We start from the raw sequence: 16,201 nt of genomic DNA on the forward strand, positions 1-16,201 counted from the left end.
CATGCGCCGCGCAATACCAGCGAGGCGCATGTCATGAGTTACCTGTTAGCGTTAGATGCCGGGACCGGCAGCATTCGGGCGGTGGTTTTCGATCTTGCGGGGCGCCAGGTGGCGGTCGGCCAGGCCGAATGGAAACACCTGAGCGTGGAAAATGTTCCCGGCTCGATGGAGTTCGACCTTATCACCAACTGGCAGCTGGCCTGCCAGTGCATCCGCCAGGCGCTGGCCGCCGCTCACCTCGGCGCGGCGGATATTCAGTCCGTCGCCTGCTGCTCGATGCGCGAAGGCATCGTCCTGTACGACCGCAGCGGCGAGGCCATCTGGGCCTGCGCCAACGTCGACGCGCGCGCCAGCCGCGAGGTGGCGGAGCTCAAAGAGATCCACGATTTCCGCTTTGAGTCCGAAGTGTATGAGGTCTCCGGCCAAACCCTGGCGCTCAGCGCCATGCCGCGCCTGCTGTGGCTGGCCCACCATCGCCCGGATATCTACCGCCAGGCGGCAACCATCACCATGATTAGCGACTGGCTGGCGGCAAAACTCTCCGGCGAGCTGGCCGTCGACCCGTCAAACGCCGGCACCACCGGGATGCTCGATCTGTTCAGCCGCGACTGGCGTCCGGCGCTGCTGGATATGGCCGGGCTGCGCGCCGATATGCTCTCGCCGGTGAAAGAGACCGGCACGCTGCTGGGAGCGGTCACCGACGCCGCGGCGCAGCAGTGCGGGCTGCGGGCTGGCACGCCGGTGGTGATGGGCGGCGGTGACGTGCAGCTGGGCTGCCTCGGCCTCGGGGTGGTGCGCGCGGGGCAGACCGCCGTGCTGGGGGGCACCTTCTGGCAGCAGGTGGTCAACCTGCCGCAGCCGCGCACCGACCCGGAGATGAATATTCGCGTCAATCCCCACGTCATTCCCGGCATGGCCCAGGCGGAGTCGATTAGCTTCTTTACCGGCCTCACCATGCGCTGGTTCCGCGACGCCTTCTGCGCCGAAGAGAAGCTGGTGGCTGAGCGCCTCGGTGTTGACGCTTACTCCCTGCTGGAGGAGATGGCCAGCCGGGTGCCCGCCGGCTCTCACGGGGTGATGCCGATCTTCTCCGATACGATGCATTTTAAGCAGTGGTACCACGCCGCGCCGTCGTTTATTAACCTCTCCATCGACCCGGAAAAGTGCAATAAGGCGACCCTGTTCCGCGCGCTGGAAGAGAATGCGGCGATTGTCTCCGCCTGCAATCTCGCGCAAATCTCCCGCTTCTCGGGGGTCACGTTCGATAGCCTGGTCTTCGCCGGCGGCGGTTCGAAAGGCGCGCTGTGGAGCCAGATCCTCAGCGACGTCACCGGCCTGCCGGTGCGCGTACCGGTGGTGCGTGAGGCCACCGCGCTCGGCTGCGCCATCGCCGCCGGGACCGGCGCCGGGCTGTACGACGATATGGCGGCGACGGGTGAAAAGCTGGTGGGCTGGCATCGGGTGTTTACCCCTGATCCGGCGCATCGCGAGCTCTATCAGGAGATGATGAGCAAATGGCAGTCGGTCTACGCCGACCAGCTCGGGCTGGTGGACAGCGGGCTGACCACCTCCATGTGGCAGGCGCCGGGACTCTCTCCGACAGCGCCTCGCCATCGGACGTAGACCACCGGCTACCGCGCCATCGCAGAGAGCCGATGGCGCGGCGCCGCGCATCATTCTTTGAATCCCATCACAATCGCCGCACTCCCCTTTTCCCTTTTCTCCCGCGACGGCTAAATTAGTAACTCATCCGACCACATAACAATAATGTTACATATTAGCTACTGGAAGCCATTATGAGCCACTATCCGTCGTTATTCGCTCCGCTCGATCTGGGCTTTACCCAGCTTAAAAACCGCGTGCTGATGGGGTCGATGCATACCGGGCTGGAGGAACACGCCGACGGCGCGGAGCGGCTGGCGGCCTTTTACGCCGAGCGCGCTCGCCACGGGGTCGCGCTGATTGTGACCGGCGGCGTGGCGCCTGCCGCCTCCGGCGTTACGATGGCGGGCGGCGCGGTGCTCAACGACGCCAGCCACCTCGCGCATCACCGGCACATTACCGACGCAGTGCATCGGGAAGGCGGCAAAATCGCCCTGCAGATCCTGCATACCGGCCGCTACAGCTACCAGCCGCAGCTGGTGGCTCCTTCGGCGCTGCAGGCCCCTATTAACCGCTTTACCCCGCACGCCCTGAGCCACGATGAGATTCTGCGGCTGATCGACGATTTTGCCCTCTGCGCCCAGCTGGCGCGGGAAGCGGGCTACGACGGCGTCGAAGTGATGGGTTCGGAAGGCTACCTGATCAACGAATTCCTCGCCGCGCGCACCAACCAGCGCGACGATCGGTGGGGCGGCGACTACAACCAGCGCATGCGCTTTGCCGTCGAGGTCGTGCGGGCCGTGCGCCAGCGCGCGGGGGACGACTTTATTATTATTTATCGCCTGTCGATGCTCGATCTGGTGCACGACGGCAGCACCCTTCCGGAAGTGATTACGCTGGCAAAAGCCGTTGAGGCGGCGGGAGCGACGATTATCAATACCGGCATCGGCTGGCACGAGGCGCGCATTCCGACCATCGCCACCCCTGTGCCGCGCGGCGCCTTCAGCTGGGTGACCCGCAAGCTGAAAGGCGCGGTGTCGATTCCGCTCATCACCACCAACCGAATTAACGATCCGCAGGTGGCGGAGGAGATCCTCGCCCGCGGCGACGCTGATATGGTGTCGATGGCCCGCCCCTTCCTCGCCGACGGTGAATTCCTGGCGAAAGCGCAAAGCGGCCGTGCGGATGAGATCAATACCTGTATCGGCTGCAACCAGGCCTGCCTCGATCGGATCTTCGTCGGTAAAGTGACCTCCTGCCTGGTTAACCCCCGCGCCTGCCACGAAACCCTGATGCCGGTCACCCCCGCCGCCGCGCCGAAACGGCTGGCGGTGGTTGGCGCAGGCCCCGCCGGGCTGGCCTTTGCCGTCAACGCCGCCTCGCGCGGGCACCACGTGACGCTGTTCGACGCGCAAAAAGAGAGCGGCGGCCAGTTTAATATCGCGAAGCAGATCCCCGGCAAAGAGGAGTTCTATGAAACCCTACGCTACTACCGGCGGATGCTGGATCTGACCGGCGTCGATCTGCGGCTGAATACGCCGATCGACGCCGATCGGCTGATGGAGTTTGATGAAACGATCCTCGCCACCGGTATCGCCCCGCGGATGCCGGATATCGACGGCATTACTCATCCGAAGGTGCTGAGCTATCTCGACGTGCTGCGCGATAAAGTGCCGGTGGGCGATAGCGTGGCGATTATCGGCTGCGGCGGCATCGGCTTTGATACCGCGATGTACCTCAGCCAGCCGGGGCCCGCCACCAGCCAGGATATTGCCGGGTTCTGCGAGGAGTGGGGAATTGATACCAGCCTGCAGACCGCGGGCGGACTGCGGGCAGAAGGCGCCCGGCAGCCGAAAAGCCCGCGCAGGATCGTCATGCTCCAGCGTAAAGCCGGTAAACCCGGCGACGGCTTAGGCAAAACCACCGGCTGGATCCACCGCGCCACCCTGCTGGCTCGCGGCGTGAAAATGATCCCGGCGGTGAGCTATCAGAAGATCGACGATGAGGGGCTACACGTAACCATCGGCGGCGAAGCGCAGCTGTTCAGCGTCGATCGGGTGATTATCTGCGCCGGCCAGGAGCCGAAGCGCGAGCTGGCGGACCCGCTGCGGGCGGCGGGGAAAACGGTGCATCTGATAGGCGGTTGCGACGTGGCGACGGAGCTCGACGCCCGCCGCGCAATTGCCCAGGGAACCCGGCTGGCGCTGGAGATTTAGCCGCGCCTGCCCGGCGGCGCTGCGTCCGTCCGGGCAACCGCCGCTGGCAAGTTCGTCAATCAGCGCAGCTTACGCGCCTTCACCGCTTTCAATACCACGAACTTATTGTTAGTGGCGATGGTGGTGCAGTTGCCGAAAATTTTCTTCAGCTTATGGAAATAGTCCAGGTGACGGTTTGCCACAATATACAGCTCGCCGTTGATCTTCAGGCAGCGGCGCGCGTGGTGGAACATCTCCCAGGCGATATTATCCGTCAGCGCATGCTTCTGGTGGAACGGCGGGTTGCACAGCACGGCGTTGAAGCGGAAAGGCTCCACGCCCGACAGCGCGTTGTTAATCATAAATTCGCAGCGGTCCAGCGCTTCGGGCATGTTGGTTTCAACGTTCAGGCGGCTGGAGGCAACGGCCATCGGTGATTCATCCACAAACACCACGCTGGCCTGCGGGTTTTTCTCCAGCAGCGTCAGGCCAATCACGCCGTTGCCGCAGCCGAGATCGACAATCTCGCCTTCGAGGTTTGCAGGAAGATGTTCAATAAAGAAGCGCGCGCCAATATCCAGCCCGGTACGGGAGAAGACGTTCGCGTGGTTGTGGATCGTCCACTCCGTTCCTTCCAGCTTCCAGCTCAGGGTCTCCGGCGCATCGGCCAGCGCGGGCGCGCTGAAGGTGCAGTTGATCAGGCGCGCTTTCTTCCAGGCCAGAGTGGTGGTGGTCGGGCCCAGCACCTTTTCAAACAGCTCCAGCGTCGAGGTATGGATATCCCGCGCCTTAGCCCCCGCAATAATGCGGGTTTGCGGCGTCACCACCAGGCGCAGCGCGCGCAGCTGCTGCTCCAGCAGCGCCATCGTTTTCGGCACTTTTATCAGCACCACGCCCGGCGCCTGCGGATATTCGGCGGTGCTGTCGAGAAACTTGACGCTGGATTCCGCAATATCGTTATGGCGCAGGTTCTCGCGGGTGGCGAGCTCGGTGAGGTAAGAGTCGCCGATGCTGTAAGGCGTATGTGCGGCCAGCGCGCAGCTCAATGCGCCGAAGGTGTCGTTCAGAATCAGGACCGGGCCGTTAATCTCCGTATCGTCCAACTGCTGCAGCAGGTATTCATCCGCCGCTTCCCACGCCAGCAGCGGGTTAACGTCGTCCGTTTCCGGGAAACGTTTCAGTGTCAGTGAACGGAAACCGTTGTCTAAGTGGCTCATCGGCCCTCCTGAGTGGTAAAATTTTGGCGTTATCCCTGAAAAGGGTGCGTGAGTATACCCTTTTTATTTTTTATTTGGGGCTTTGATGAGTCAACTAACTTACCTGCAGGGCTATCCGGAGAGTTTACTCTCTCAGGTGCGCACATTAATTGCCGAGCAGCGCCTTGGCGCGGTGCTGGAAAAACGCTATCCACAGAGCCACGACGTCAACAGCGATAAGGCGTTGTATCAATATACCCAGGATCTGAAAACCCGCTTTTTGCGCGGCGCGGCTCCGGTGAATAAAGTGATGTATGACAGCAAGATCCACGTGCTGAACAACGCGCTCGGCCTGCATACCGCCATTTCACGCGTGCAGGGCGGCAAGCTGAAGGCGAAGGCTGAAATTCGCGTCGCGACGGTGTTCCGCGACGCGCCGGAAGCCTTTCTGCGGATGATTGTGGTTCACGAGCTGGCGCATCTGAAAGAAAAGGACCACAACAAAGCGTTCTATCAGCTCTGCTGCTATATGGAGCCGCAGTATCACCAGCTGGAGTTCGATACCCGCCTGTGGCTAACGCACCTTTCGCTAAATCGTTCTGCGCAGTAGCGCACTGGTTTTGTCATGATGGCATGCTAGAGTGACGAAAGGTTCCCTTTCACGGAGTTCGTCAACGTTTATGATACGTTTCGCAGTTGTTGGCACAAACTGGATAACCCGCCAGTTTGTCGATGCCGCCCATGAAACCGGCAAGTATAAGCTCACCGCCATCTACTCCCGCAGCCTTGAACAAGCGCAGGCTTTCGCTAACGATTATCCGGTGGAACACCTGTTCACCTCGCTGGACGATCTGGCGCAGAGCGATGCCGTTGACGCGGTGTATATCGCCAGCCCGAACTCCCTGCACTTCCCGCAAACGCATCTGTTTTTGACGCATAAAAAGCACGTAATTTGCGAAAAGCCGCTGGCCTCCAATATCCGCGAAGCCGAGGCCGCGATCGCCGCCGCCAGGGAAAACCAGGTGGTGCTGTTCGAAGCCTTTAAAACCGCCAGCCTGCCAAACTTCCAGCTGCTGCAGCAGTCGCTTAGCAAAATTGGCCGCCTCCACAAAGCCTTTATCAACTACTGCCAGTACTCTTCGCGCTATCAGCGCTATCTCGACGGCGAGAACCCGAACACCTTCAATCCGGCCTTCTCTAACGGCTCGATCATGGATATCGGCTTTTACTGCCTGGCCTCGGCGGTCGCGCTGTGGGGCGAGCCGCGAGCCGTCCACGCCAGCGCCAGCCTGCTGGAGAGCGGCGTCGATGCCCAGGGCACGGTGGTGTTGAGCTATCCTGATTTCGACGTCACCCTGCACCATTCAAAAGTGAGCGACTCTACGCTGCCGAGTGAAATCCAGGGGGAAGCCGGCTCGCTGGTGATCGAGAAAATCTCCGAATGCCAGAAGGTGTGCTTTATTCCGCGCGGCGGGAAAGCCCAGGACCTGACGCAGCCGCAGCATATCAATACGATGCTGTATGAAGCGGAAGAGTTTGCCCGGCTGGTTGAAGCCAATCAGGTGACTCACCCGGGGCTGGAGGTTAGCCGCATTACGGCGCAGCTGCTGAGCGAGATCCGCCGTCAGACCGGAGTCGTTTTCCCGGCGGATAGCCTGCCGGCGGCGTAAAAGAGTGTAAAGGGGCCGTCAGCGACCATTGACGCCATTTATGAGTTGTAATACTTTGTTACGTGCAAAGGGGAGTAACTTCCTTGCCGGTGGATCGTCATTACGATGTGCGTCAAACGCGCATCCGGTCGCCGGGCAACGATAAAAGGCCGCGTTCTGTGGGCGGGTACTTTTAGCGTTGTAAGTGAGACCTTGCCGGAAGGCGAGGTCTATGCATAAACACGCAGCGGCTGCCGTCTTCCGACGTCAGCCGTTTTGTTTTTATGTAAGGAATATCGTAATGAATAGTGTCGGCACACCGTTGTTATGGGGCGGATTCGCTGTGGTCGTAGCGATCATGCTGGCTATCGACCTGCTGCTTCAGGGACGTCGCGGTGCGCATAGCATGACCATGAAGCAGGCCGCGGGCTGGTCAATTCTGTGGGTCACTCTCTCCCTTCTCTTTAACGCCGCTTTCTGGTGGTATCTGGTGCAAACCGAAGGGCGCGCGGTCGCCGATCCGCAGGCGCTGGCCTTCCTCACCGGCTACCTGATCGAGAAAGCGCTGGCCGTCGATAACGTCTTTGTCTGGCTGATGCTGTTCAGCTACTTCGCGGTACCGCCTGCGCTACAGCGTCGGGTGCTGGTATACGGCGTTCTTGGGGCGATCGTGCTGCGTACGGTGATGATTTTCGCCGGCAGCTGGCTTATCTCCCAGTTTGAGTGGCTGCTCTACATCTTCGGCGCGTTCCTGCTGTTTACCGGGGTGAAGATGGCGCTGGCGAAAGAGGATGATTCCGGCATCGGCGATAAGCCGCTGGTGCGCTGGATCCGCAGCCACCTGCGGATGACCGACAAAATTGAGGGTGAGCACTTCTTTACCCGGCAAAACGGCGTCCTGTTCGCCACGCCGCTGCTGCTGGTGCTGATCCTCGTGGAGATAAGCGACGTCATTTTCGCCGTCGATAGCATTCCGGCTATTTTCGCCGTCACCACCGACCCGTTTATCGTCCTGACCTCAAACCTGTTCGCGATCCTCGGTCTGCGCGCCATGTACTTCCTGCTGGCGGGCGTTGCGGAGCGTTTCTCGATGCTGAAATACGGCCTGTCGGTCATCCTGGTCTTTATCGGTATCAAGATGCTGATCGTCGATTTCTATCATATCCCGATCGGCGTTTCGCTCGGGGCGGTAGGCGGTATTCTGACGCTGACGCTGCTGATTAACGCCTGGGTCAATCAGCAGCACGATAAGAAAAAACGGCTGCAGTAGGCCCTTTGCGGACCGGGTGGAGCGCCATTTCCCCCGGTCCTTCGCGTTTACCGCGCGTTATCCCTACCAATGTCACAAAACCGTTAAAATACAGTTAAAAAATCACATCCTGACGCAATAAGCAGCATTTTACGCTTTCTCCTCGCCGCTGTTTCCGTATACTCAACCGGGCAAACATTTACTTACATCCGGACATAAACGTAGCAAAGAATACGCCCCGGAACGGACGCAACATCACAGGAAGGAATGAATAATGACGACTCATACTCCCCCATCGGGCCTGCTAAAGCGCCTGTCCCAGGGTAGCCTGGTCAAACAAATTTTACTGGGTCTGGTTCTCGGCGTGCTGCTGGCGCTGGTGTCAAAACCTGCCGCCATCGCCGTTGGCCTGCTGGGCACGCTGTTTGTCGGCGCGCTGAAAGCCGTCGCTCCGGTGCTGGTTCTGATGCTGGTTATGGCTTCTATCGCCAACCACCAGCAGGGACAAAAGACCAATATTCGCCCCATTTTATTCCTTTATCTGCTGGGCACCTTCAGCGCCGCGCTGATCGCGGTGCTGTTCAGCTTTATCTTCCCTTCAACGCTACAGCTGACGACAGGGGCCACGGATATTACCCCGCCGTCGGGTATCGTCGAGGTTATCCACGGCCTGCTGATGAGCATTGTGGCGAACCCGGTTCATGCTCTTATCAACGCCAACTATATCGGGATTCTGGTCTGGGCGGTTGGCCTCGGCTTTGCCCTGCGTCACGGCAACCAGAGCACCAAAAACCTTGTCAATGACGTCTCCGATGCGGTGACCTTTATCGTCAGGCTGGTGATCCGCTTTGCGCCGATCGGCATTTTTGGGCTCGTGTCATCGACGCTGGCGACCACCGGTTTTTCCGCGCTGTGGGGTTACGCCCAGCTGCTGCTGGTGCTGATTGGCTGCATGGCGGTCGTCGCGCTGGTGGTTAACCCGCTGCTGGTTTTCGCGCAGACCCGCAGGAATCCCTATCCGCTGGTCCTGATGTGCCTGCGCGAAAGCGGCGTGACGGCATTCTTCACCCGCAGCTCGGCGGCCAACATCCCGGTGAATATGTCGCTGTGCGAAAAGCTGAATCTCGACCGCGACACCTACTCCGTCTCTATTCCGCTGGGCGCAACGGTGAACATGGCCGGGGCGGCCATCACCATTACCGTGCTGACGCTGGCGGCGGTACATACGCTGGGCATTCCGGTTGATCTGCCCACGGCGCTGCTGCTGAGCGTCGTCGCCTCGCTGTGCGCCTGCGGCGCGTCCGGCGTCGCGGGCGGTTCGCTGCTGCTGATCCCTCTGGCCTGCAACATGTTCGGTATTCCCAACGAGATCGCCATGCAGGTCGTGGCCGTCGGCTTTATCATCGGCGTCCTGCAGGATTCCTGCGAAACCGCCGTTAACTCCTCCACCGACGTGATGTTTACCGCTGCGGTATGCCAGGCGGAAGATGCGCGTTTAGCGAAAAACGCCCTGCGTGGCTAATCCGCCCCCCTCCGCTAGCGCGCGGAGGGGCTCTCTTTCACCTGCGCTGTCGCCACCTTGAACGGATCGATACCCCGCTTTTGCATCCGTCGGAAACGAACGATATTCAGCCCATTCATCACCAGAAAACTGCCTTCAATCAACGTGCCACCGATCGACCCCAGCCAGAAATTATGTACCACCCAGCAGGCGGTCGCGCACCACATCACGCCGCGAACGGTCAGCCCCGTACAGCGAAACAGCGCCCAGGTGCTGGCGAGCGTGCCGATAATCGGCAATAGCTCCATCGCATGCTGAAGTTTTGCCAATCCCAGCACCAGCGTAAGCACAATGAAAACGGCCATCACCCACAGCCTGCGGGTGCGCATTGAGATAAGAGTTCGAACGGTATTAAGCTCGGCGCTCATTCCCGCCGGGTATGCCCCCATCAAAAAGAAATGTACGCCAATGGTTGCGCTATAGACGGCAAGCTGCAGCTTGAACCGGCGCTCATCGCGGTTGAAAAAAGTGGTAATACCGATCAGAAAGGCAATGACACCTACGCCCTGGGCCAGCCAATACGCAGTCATGAAAAATCCTTATAAAACAAAACGGCACGGCATTATCTGCAACGCCGATTTTGAACCGCCTCCCCTTTATTACTCAAAAGATTTCACGCCACGGCAAGGCGGCAAGTTCAGACATCCCCGGGAGCTTACTGAAGTCAGCGACCGGGGCGAATAAACGCGGCAGGGACGTGAAAGATAACGGGTAATCAGAGGGTGACGCCGCTTTTGAAGATCGCCAGCTCGCGGAAGTCATTACGTTCGTTACAGGTCTGCCTGCCGCTGGCAATCTCGGCGATAGTATCCACAAACTCTTCCAGCAGCTGCGGCATGGCTTTACCGTGAATCAGCTGGCCGGCATCAAAATCAATCCAGTGTTTCTTTTTCGCCGCCAGCTCGCTGTTGGTGGAGATTTTTACCGTCGGCACAAAGCCGCCGTAAGGCGTGCCGCGACCGGTGCTGAATAACACCATGTGGCAACCGGCGCCGGCCAGCGCGCTGGTCGCGACCGCATCATTGCCCGGCGCGCTCAGCAGGTTCAGGCCGTGCACCTTCAGGCGCTCGCCGTAGCGCAGGACGTCCACCACCTGGCTGGAGCCCGCTTTCTGCGTGCAGCCCAGCGACTTATCTTCCAACGTGGTGATCCCGCCCGCTTTGTTGCCCGGCGACGGGTTCTCGTAAATCGGCTGGTTGTGCGCAATAAAATACTGTTTGAAGTCATTCACCATGGTGACCAGCTTGTCGAAGGTCGCTTCATCGCGGCAGTGGCTCATCAGCAGCTGCTCGGCGCCGAACATTTCCGGCACCTCCGTGAGTACGGTTGTGCCGCCGTTAGCAATCAGGTAGTCAGAAAAACGCCCCAGCATCGGGTTGGCGGTGATCCCTGACAGCCCGTCCGAGCCGCCGCATTCGAGGCCAAACTTCAGCTCGCTGAGCTTACCCGGCTCGCGCTTGTCCTGGCGCATCACGTGATAAAGCTGGTGGAGATGTTCGATCCCCGCTTCCACTTCATCTTCCTGAGACTGGCAGACCATAAAATGCACGCGTTGCGGATCGAAATCGCCCAGCGTCTCCCGGAAGGCGTCGACCTGATTATTTTCACAGCCGAGGCCAATCACCAGCACCGCGCCGGCGTTTGGATGACGCACCATGTTTTGCAGCATGGTGCGGGTGTTGATATGGTCATCCCCCAGCTGCGAACAGCCGTAGGTATGGCTGAATAGAAAAACGCCGTCGGTGCCTTCCGCGTCCTGGGTCTCTTTCAGGAAGCGATTCTGGATCTGACGCGCGATGCCGTTGACGCAGCCAACGGTCGGCAGGATCCACAGCTCGTTGCGCACCCCGACGTCGCCGTTAGCCCGACGATAAATCTGTACCTCGCGATCGGCGGGCTGCGCCGACGGCTCGGCGAGATCCGGTTGATAGCTATACTCGTCAAGGTCGCTCAGGTTGGTCCGCGTATTATGGGCGTGAATATGCTCCCCTGGCGCGATATCCGCCAGCGCATGACCAATAGGCAAACCATACTTAATGACGTTTTTTCCCTTCGCAATGCCGCATAGCGCGAACTTGTGCCCGCGGACGATATCCTGGCTTAGCGTCACCACCGCATCGTCGATAGTGACCGTAGTACCTGCAGCCATATCAGCCAACGCAACCGCGACGTTATCCCGCGAATGGATTTTAATGTATTGCATATCAACCGACCTCTGGTCTTAGTTCAGTTCAATGGCGAAGTAATCACGCGCATTGTTAAAGCAGATGTTTTGCACCATCTCGCCCAGCAGCTGAATATCCGCCGGCGCTTCGCCCGCTTCGACCCAGCGACCGATCATCTGGCACAGGATGCGGCGGAAATATTCATGACGCGTGTAGGACAGGAAGCTGCGGCTATCGGTCAACATGCCGACGAAGCGGCTCAGCAGGCCAAGCTGAGCCAGCTGGGTCATCTGGCGCTCCATGCCATCTTTCTGATCATTGAACCACCAGCCGGAGCCGAACTGCATCTTGCCCGGCATCCCCTCGCCCTGGAAGTTACCGATCATGGTCCCCAGCACTTCGTTGTCGCGCGGGTTCAGGCAGTAGAGGATGGTTTTCGGCAGCAGATTCTCTTCATTCTGCTTGCTCAGCAGCTTCGACAGCTCTTCCGCCATCGGCCGATCGTTGATGGAGTCGAAGCCAACGTCTGGCCCTAACAGCTTGAACTGACGCTGGTTATTGTTACGCAGCGCGCCGATGTGGTACTGCTGTACCCAGCCGCGGCGGGCGTACTCTGCGCCGAGGAAGACCAGCACGGCGGTTTTGAACTGCGCGACCTCGCGCTCGCTCAGGACGGCGCCGGTCAGGCGGCGTGCGAGGATGCTATCCAGCTCGGCCTCGCTGGCTTCGGCAAACAGCACCACATCCAGCGCGTGGTCAGAGACTTTACAGCCGTGAGCCGCGAAGTGATCGAGACGCTTCGTTAACGCAGACTGCAGGTCGGCAAAGCGACGAATATCGGTATCGGATACTTCGCCAAGCGTCGCCATGTAGTCACCAAAGGTCGCCTGTTCGATATTAAACGCCTTATCCGGACGCCAGCTCGGCAGAACTTTGGTGGTGAAGCTACCGTCTTTTGCCACCGCCGCGTGGTGTTCCAGCGAATCAACCGGATCGTCGGTCGTACCGACCATTTTCACGTTCATCTGCTGCATGATGCCGCGGGCAGAAAAACGCTCCTGAGCCAGCAGCTCGTTACATCGATCCCAGATTTCATCGGCGGTAGCCGGAGATAGCACCGTACCTGTAATACCAAAAGGACGACGCAGCTCAAGATGCGTCCAGTGGTATAACGGGTTGCCGATAGTATGCGGTACGGTGGCGGCCCAGGCGGCAAACTTCTCGCGATCCGACGCATCGCCGGTACACAGGCGTTCAGCAACGCCGTTAGTGCGCATCGCGCGCCATTTGTAATGATCGCCTTTCAGCCAGATGTCATACAGATTTTTAAAACGATAATTTTCGGCAATCTGCTGCGGAGGCAGGTGGCAGTGATAGTCGAAAATCGGCTGGTCTTTGGCATAGTCATGGTACAGACGGCGGGAAAACTCGGTATCAAGCAGAAAATCTTCAGTCATAAACGGTGTCATTTTCTTTTCCTCTTCGCCCCTTTGGGGAGCCCTTCAGATGATTGACTATAATGCTGACAAAGTTATCACACCAATTTCCAGAGGCTGAAATCTTTTTCGTGAGTTAGATCAATAAACGCTGACAAAAAAATTACCGCCAAAGGAGTAAAAGCTTCGCCAGGCCGCGCCAGCACTGGCTTTGCTCGCAGAGAATAATACCCCCATAAACTTTCCCACTTTTGTGACGGCACTCAACCTTTGAAGTTGTATGACAAGTTATCTTGCTTTCGTCGAAACATATGAACCGACGGAATGCATTACCGATGACAACACGCATCGGATTGAACGGTATGGATGCCGGCTTAAACATAACGATTGATGGCAAGGTTCGGGCCATACGGGTTTCCCACCCTGAGCCCTCCGTTCTCCCTCTTCATCTCTGTTACAGAACTGAAGATGGCCGCACACGCTGCGGATATAAAATAAACGATGAGGTTTTACATGCGTAAAATTAAAGGGTTACGTTGGTATATGATCGCGCTGGTGACATTGGGCACCGTGCTGGGGTACCTGACGCGTAACACTGTGGCTGCGGCTGCGCCAACTCTGATGGAAGAGTTACACATCTCCACCCAACAGTATTCCTATATCATCGCGGCCTACTCGGCTGCTTATACCGTTATGCAGCCTGTTGCAGGCTACGTGCTGGATATTCTGGGTACCAAAATCGGCTACGCCTTCTTCGCTATCGCCTGGGCTATTTTTTGTGGCTCAACGGCGCTGGCAGGCAGCTGGGGCGGATTAGCGCTGGCTCGTGGCGCCGTCGGCGCCGCTGAGGCCGCCATGATCCCAGCAGGGCTGAAGGCCAGCTCTGAATGGTTCCCGGCAAAGGAGCGCTCTATTGCCGTTGGCTACTTCAACGTTGGCTCCTCGATCGGGGCGATGATCGCGCCGCCGCTGGTGGTGTGGGCGATTGTGATGCACAGTTGGCAGATGGCGTTCATTATTTCCGGCGTTCTGAGCTTCGCATGGGCAATGGCGTGGCTGGTGTTCTATAAACATCCGCGTGACCAGAAAAAATTAACCACCGAAGAGCGCGACTACATCATCGGCGGCCAGGAGTCTCAGCATCAGACCAACAACGGTAAGAAAATGTCGCCATGGCAGATTCTGCGCAACCGTCAGTTCTGGGGTATCGCCCTGCCGCGCTTCCTTGCGGAGCCGGCCTGGGGGACCTTCAACGCGTGGATCCCGCTGTTCATGTTTAAAGTGTATGGCTTTAACCTGAAAGAGATCGCCATGTTCGCATGGATGCCAATGCTGTTCGCTGACCTCGGCTGTATCGTTGGCGGCTACCTGCCGCCGCTGTTCCAGCGCTGGTTTGGCGTCAACCTGATCGTCTCGCGTAAAATGGTCGTCACCATGGGCGCCGTACTGATGATTGGCCCGGGTATGATTGGTCTGTTCACCAGCCCGTTCGTGGCTATCGCTCTGCTGTGCATCGGTGGCTTTGCTCACCAGGCGCTGTCCGGTGCGCTGATTACGCTCTCTTCCGACGTATTTGGCCGTAATGAGGTAGCGACCGCCAACGGCCTGACCGGGATGGCGGCGTGGATGGCGAGCACCATGTTTGCTCTGGTGGTCGGCGCGCTGGCGGATACCATCGGCTTTAGCCCGCTGTTCGCCGTGCTGGCAGTCTTCGACCTGCTGGGCGCCGTCGTCATCTGGACCGTACTGAAGAACAAATCGGCGAACGATGATGACCCCACTCCGCTCAGCGCGAGTAAACCGGTGACGCAAAGCTAGCGCCTGCCCCGCTCGATTGACCCGCTAAAGCCGCCTCTATAAAGGCGGCTTTTTCATGCCTGGCAGTGGTGGGATGCGCGTAAAAGTGGTATAACAAATCCAATATTGTCGCCATCTTCCGGGAGCGAATATGGAAATCACAGAACCACGTCGTTTGTATCAACAGCTTGCCGCAGAGTTGAAGGCACGTATTGAACAAGGTGTCTACCTGGTGGGCGATAAGCTGCCCGCAGAGCGGTTCATTGCCGACGAGAAAAGCGTTAGCCGTACCGTGGTTCGCGAAGCCATTATCATGCTGGAAGTCGAAGGCTATGTTGAAGTGCGCAAAGGCTCAGGCATTCACGTTATCTCCAATCATCCAAAGCACCAGCAGCCGATCGACGAAAGCCTGGAGTTCGCGAACTACGGTCCGTTTGAGCTGCTGCAGGCCCGCCAGCTGATTGAGAGCAATATCGCCGAGTTTGCCGCCACCCAGGTGACCAAGCAGGACATCATGAAGCTTATGGAGATCCAGGAGAAGGCGCGGAAAGAGAAGTGCTTCCGCGATTCCGAGTGGGACCTCCAGTTTCACGTTCAGGTTGCGCTGGCGACCCAGAACACCGCGCTCGCGGCTATTGTCGAAAAAATGTGGACCCAGCGCGTACACAACCCCTACTGGAAAAAACTGCACGACCATATCGACATGCGCACCGTCGATAGCTGGTGCGACGATCACGACCAGATCCTTAAAGCGCTGATTCGTAAAGATCCGCACGCCGCGAAGCTGGCGATGTGGCAGCATCTGGAAAATACCAAGCTGATGCTGTTCAACGAAACCAGCGATGATTTTGAATTCAACGCCGATCGCTACCTGTTTGCGGAAAATCCGGTTGTTCACCTTGATACCGCCGCCAACGGCGTAAAATAAGCGATTATCCTCATTCCGGGCCGGCGCCCAGCGTCTGCCCGCAGTCCTGACCAGGTAAGCAAACATCTATAGTGTCAGCCTGTGTAAAGACACTCGCCACCCGCCGCCGCAATCAGCAAAATCAACATGCAACAAACTGCAATTTATCTGCCGTAAAGTCAGCGGTTTTGTTACAATTAGATGCATTTCGTCGTTCTGTAGCCCGCATTTGCTTATGTTTATCTGATGCACAAAACAGTTCAGGGTGCGTTCAGAGGGCAAAGAAAGAAAAACCCGGCAACGTGGGGCTGGTTTTTCCGCGCAAAGTAGCCTGGAACGACCTGAAGAAGATGATGTCAGACAGGGATCCGTTCAGATCGCATCAGCAGCGACCATAATCCTATAACAACCTATGTCGCTATATTTACACTGCGTTCAGACGTA

General features: G+C 58.5%; 12 protein-coding genes. 8 read left to right on the forward strand and 4 right to left on the reverse strand.

The genetic code is table 11. The features are described from left to right. Positions 1 to 33 precede the first annotated feature (33 nt). Positions 34 to 1,623, forward strand: coding sequence for an autoinducer-2 kinase (gene lsrK / locus NWP14_RS19205; RefSeq protein ID WP_375215835.1), 1,590 nt, complete (start codon positions 34 to 36; stop codon positions 1,621 to 1,623). A 173-nt stretch (positions 1,624 to 1,796) separates the two neighbouring features. After that, a complete protein-coding gene (locus tag NWP14_RS19210; protein WP_375215836.1) occupies positions 1,797 to 3,818 on the forward strand; it encodes an FAD-dependent oxidoreductase in 2,022 nt (673 codons plus the stop codon). 59 nt (positions 3,819 to 3,877) lie between these two features. On the opposite strand, the gene rlmG is transcribed toward NWP14_RS19210, so the two are convergent. Further along, a complete protein-coding gene (rlmG, locus tag NWP14_RS19215) occupies positions 3,878 to 5,014 on the reverse strand; it encodes a 23S rRNA (guanine(1835)-N(2))-methyltransferase RlmG (protein WP_375215837.1) in 1,137 nt (378 codons plus the stop codon). A gap of 85 nt (positions 5,015 to 5,099) precedes the next feature. Here rlmG and NWP14_RS19220 point away from each other — a divergent pair, with 85 nt between their 5' ends. The 4 genes from NWP14_RS19220 to sstT all read left to right on the forward strand — a co-directional run bounded on the left by NWP14_RS19220 (position 5,100) and on the right by sstT (position 9,413). Further along, positions 5,100 to 5,603 (forward strand): M48 family metallopeptidase, encoded by a 504-nt coding sequence (locus NWP14_RS19220; protein ID WP_041147337.1) that lies wholly within the window; start codon positions 5,100 to 5,102, stop codon positions 5,601 to 5,603. A 70-nt stretch (positions 5,604 to 5,673) separates the two neighbouring features. Further along, the gene (locus tag NWP14_RS19225; protein ID WP_331834942.1) at positions 5,674 to 6,663 is read left to right on the forward strand and encodes a Gfo/Idh/MocA family oxidoreductase; all 990 of its coding nucleotides are present in this window, start codon (positions 5,674 to 5,676) and stop codon (positions 6,661 to 6,663) included. A gap of 280 nt (positions 6,664 to 6,943) precedes the next feature. Further along, a complete protein-coding gene (locus NWP14_RS19230) occupies positions 6,944 to 7,912 on the forward strand; it encodes a TerC family protein (RefSeq protein ID WP_095099727.1) in 969 nt (322 codons plus the stop codon). Positions 7,913 to 8,165: 253 nt separating this feature from the next. Further along, positions 8,166 to 9,413 (forward strand): serine/threonine transporter SstT, encoded by a 1,248-nt coding sequence (gene sstT, locus NWP14_RS19235; RefSeq protein WP_095099730.1) that lies wholly within the window; start codon positions 8,166 to 8,168, stop codon positions 9,411 to 9,413. A 14-nt stretch (positions 9,414 to 9,427) separates the two neighbouring features. Here sstT and NWP14_RS19240 read toward each other — a convergent pair whose 3' ends face one another. The 3 genes from NWP14_RS19240 to uxaC form a co-directional block, all read right to left on the reverse strand. Beyond that, positions 9,428 to 9,982, reverse strand: coding sequence for a YgjV family protein (locus NWP14_RS19240; RefSeq protein WP_095099733.1), 555 nt, complete (start codon positions 9,980 to 9,982; stop codon positions 9,428 to 9,430). 185 nt (positions 9,983 to 10,167) lie between these two features. After that, on the reverse strand, positions 10,168 to 11,655 hold the full coding sequence (locus tag NWP14_RS19245; protein WP_375215838.1) for a UxaA family hydrolase: 1,488 nt from the start codon (positions 11,653 to 11,655) through the stop codon (positions 10,168 to 10,170). 18 nt (positions 11,656 to 11,673) lie between these two features. Then, the gene (gene uxaC, locus NWP14_RS19250; RefSeq protein ID WP_095099738.1) at positions 11,674 to 13,086 is read right to left on the reverse strand and encodes a glucuronate isomerase; all 1,413 of its coding nucleotides are present in this window, start codon (positions 13,084 to 13,086) and stop codon (positions 11,674 to 11,676) included. Positions 13,087 to 13,566: 480 nt separating this feature from the next. Here uxaC and NWP14_RS19255 point away from each other — a divergent pair, with 480 nt between their 5' ends. Together NWP14_RS19255 and exuR are read left to right on the forward strand one after the other, a co-directional pair. Further along, positions 13,567 to 14,871: an MFS transporter gene (locus tag NWP14_RS19255; protein WP_375215839.1), complete on the forward strand. Its 1,305-nt coding sequence runs from the start codon at positions 13,567 to 13,569 to the stop codon at positions 14,869 to 14,871. Positions 14,872 to 15,001: 130 nt separating this feature from the next. Then, positions 15,002 to 15,778: a transcriptional regulator ExuR gene (gene exuR / locus NWP14_RS19260; RefSeq protein ID WP_095099744.1), complete on the forward strand. Its 777-nt coding sequence runs from the start codon at positions 15,002 to 15,004 to the stop codon at positions 15,776 to 15,778. The last annotated feature ends 423 nt before the right edge of the window (positions 15,779 to 16,201 follow it).

This window comes from Klebsiella sp. C349492, assembly GCF_042055345.1.
In the GTDB taxonomy this organism is placed as follows: domain Bacteria; phylum Pseudomonadota; class Gammaproteobacteria; order Enterobacterales; family Enterobacteriaceae; genus Klebsiella; species Klebsiella scottii.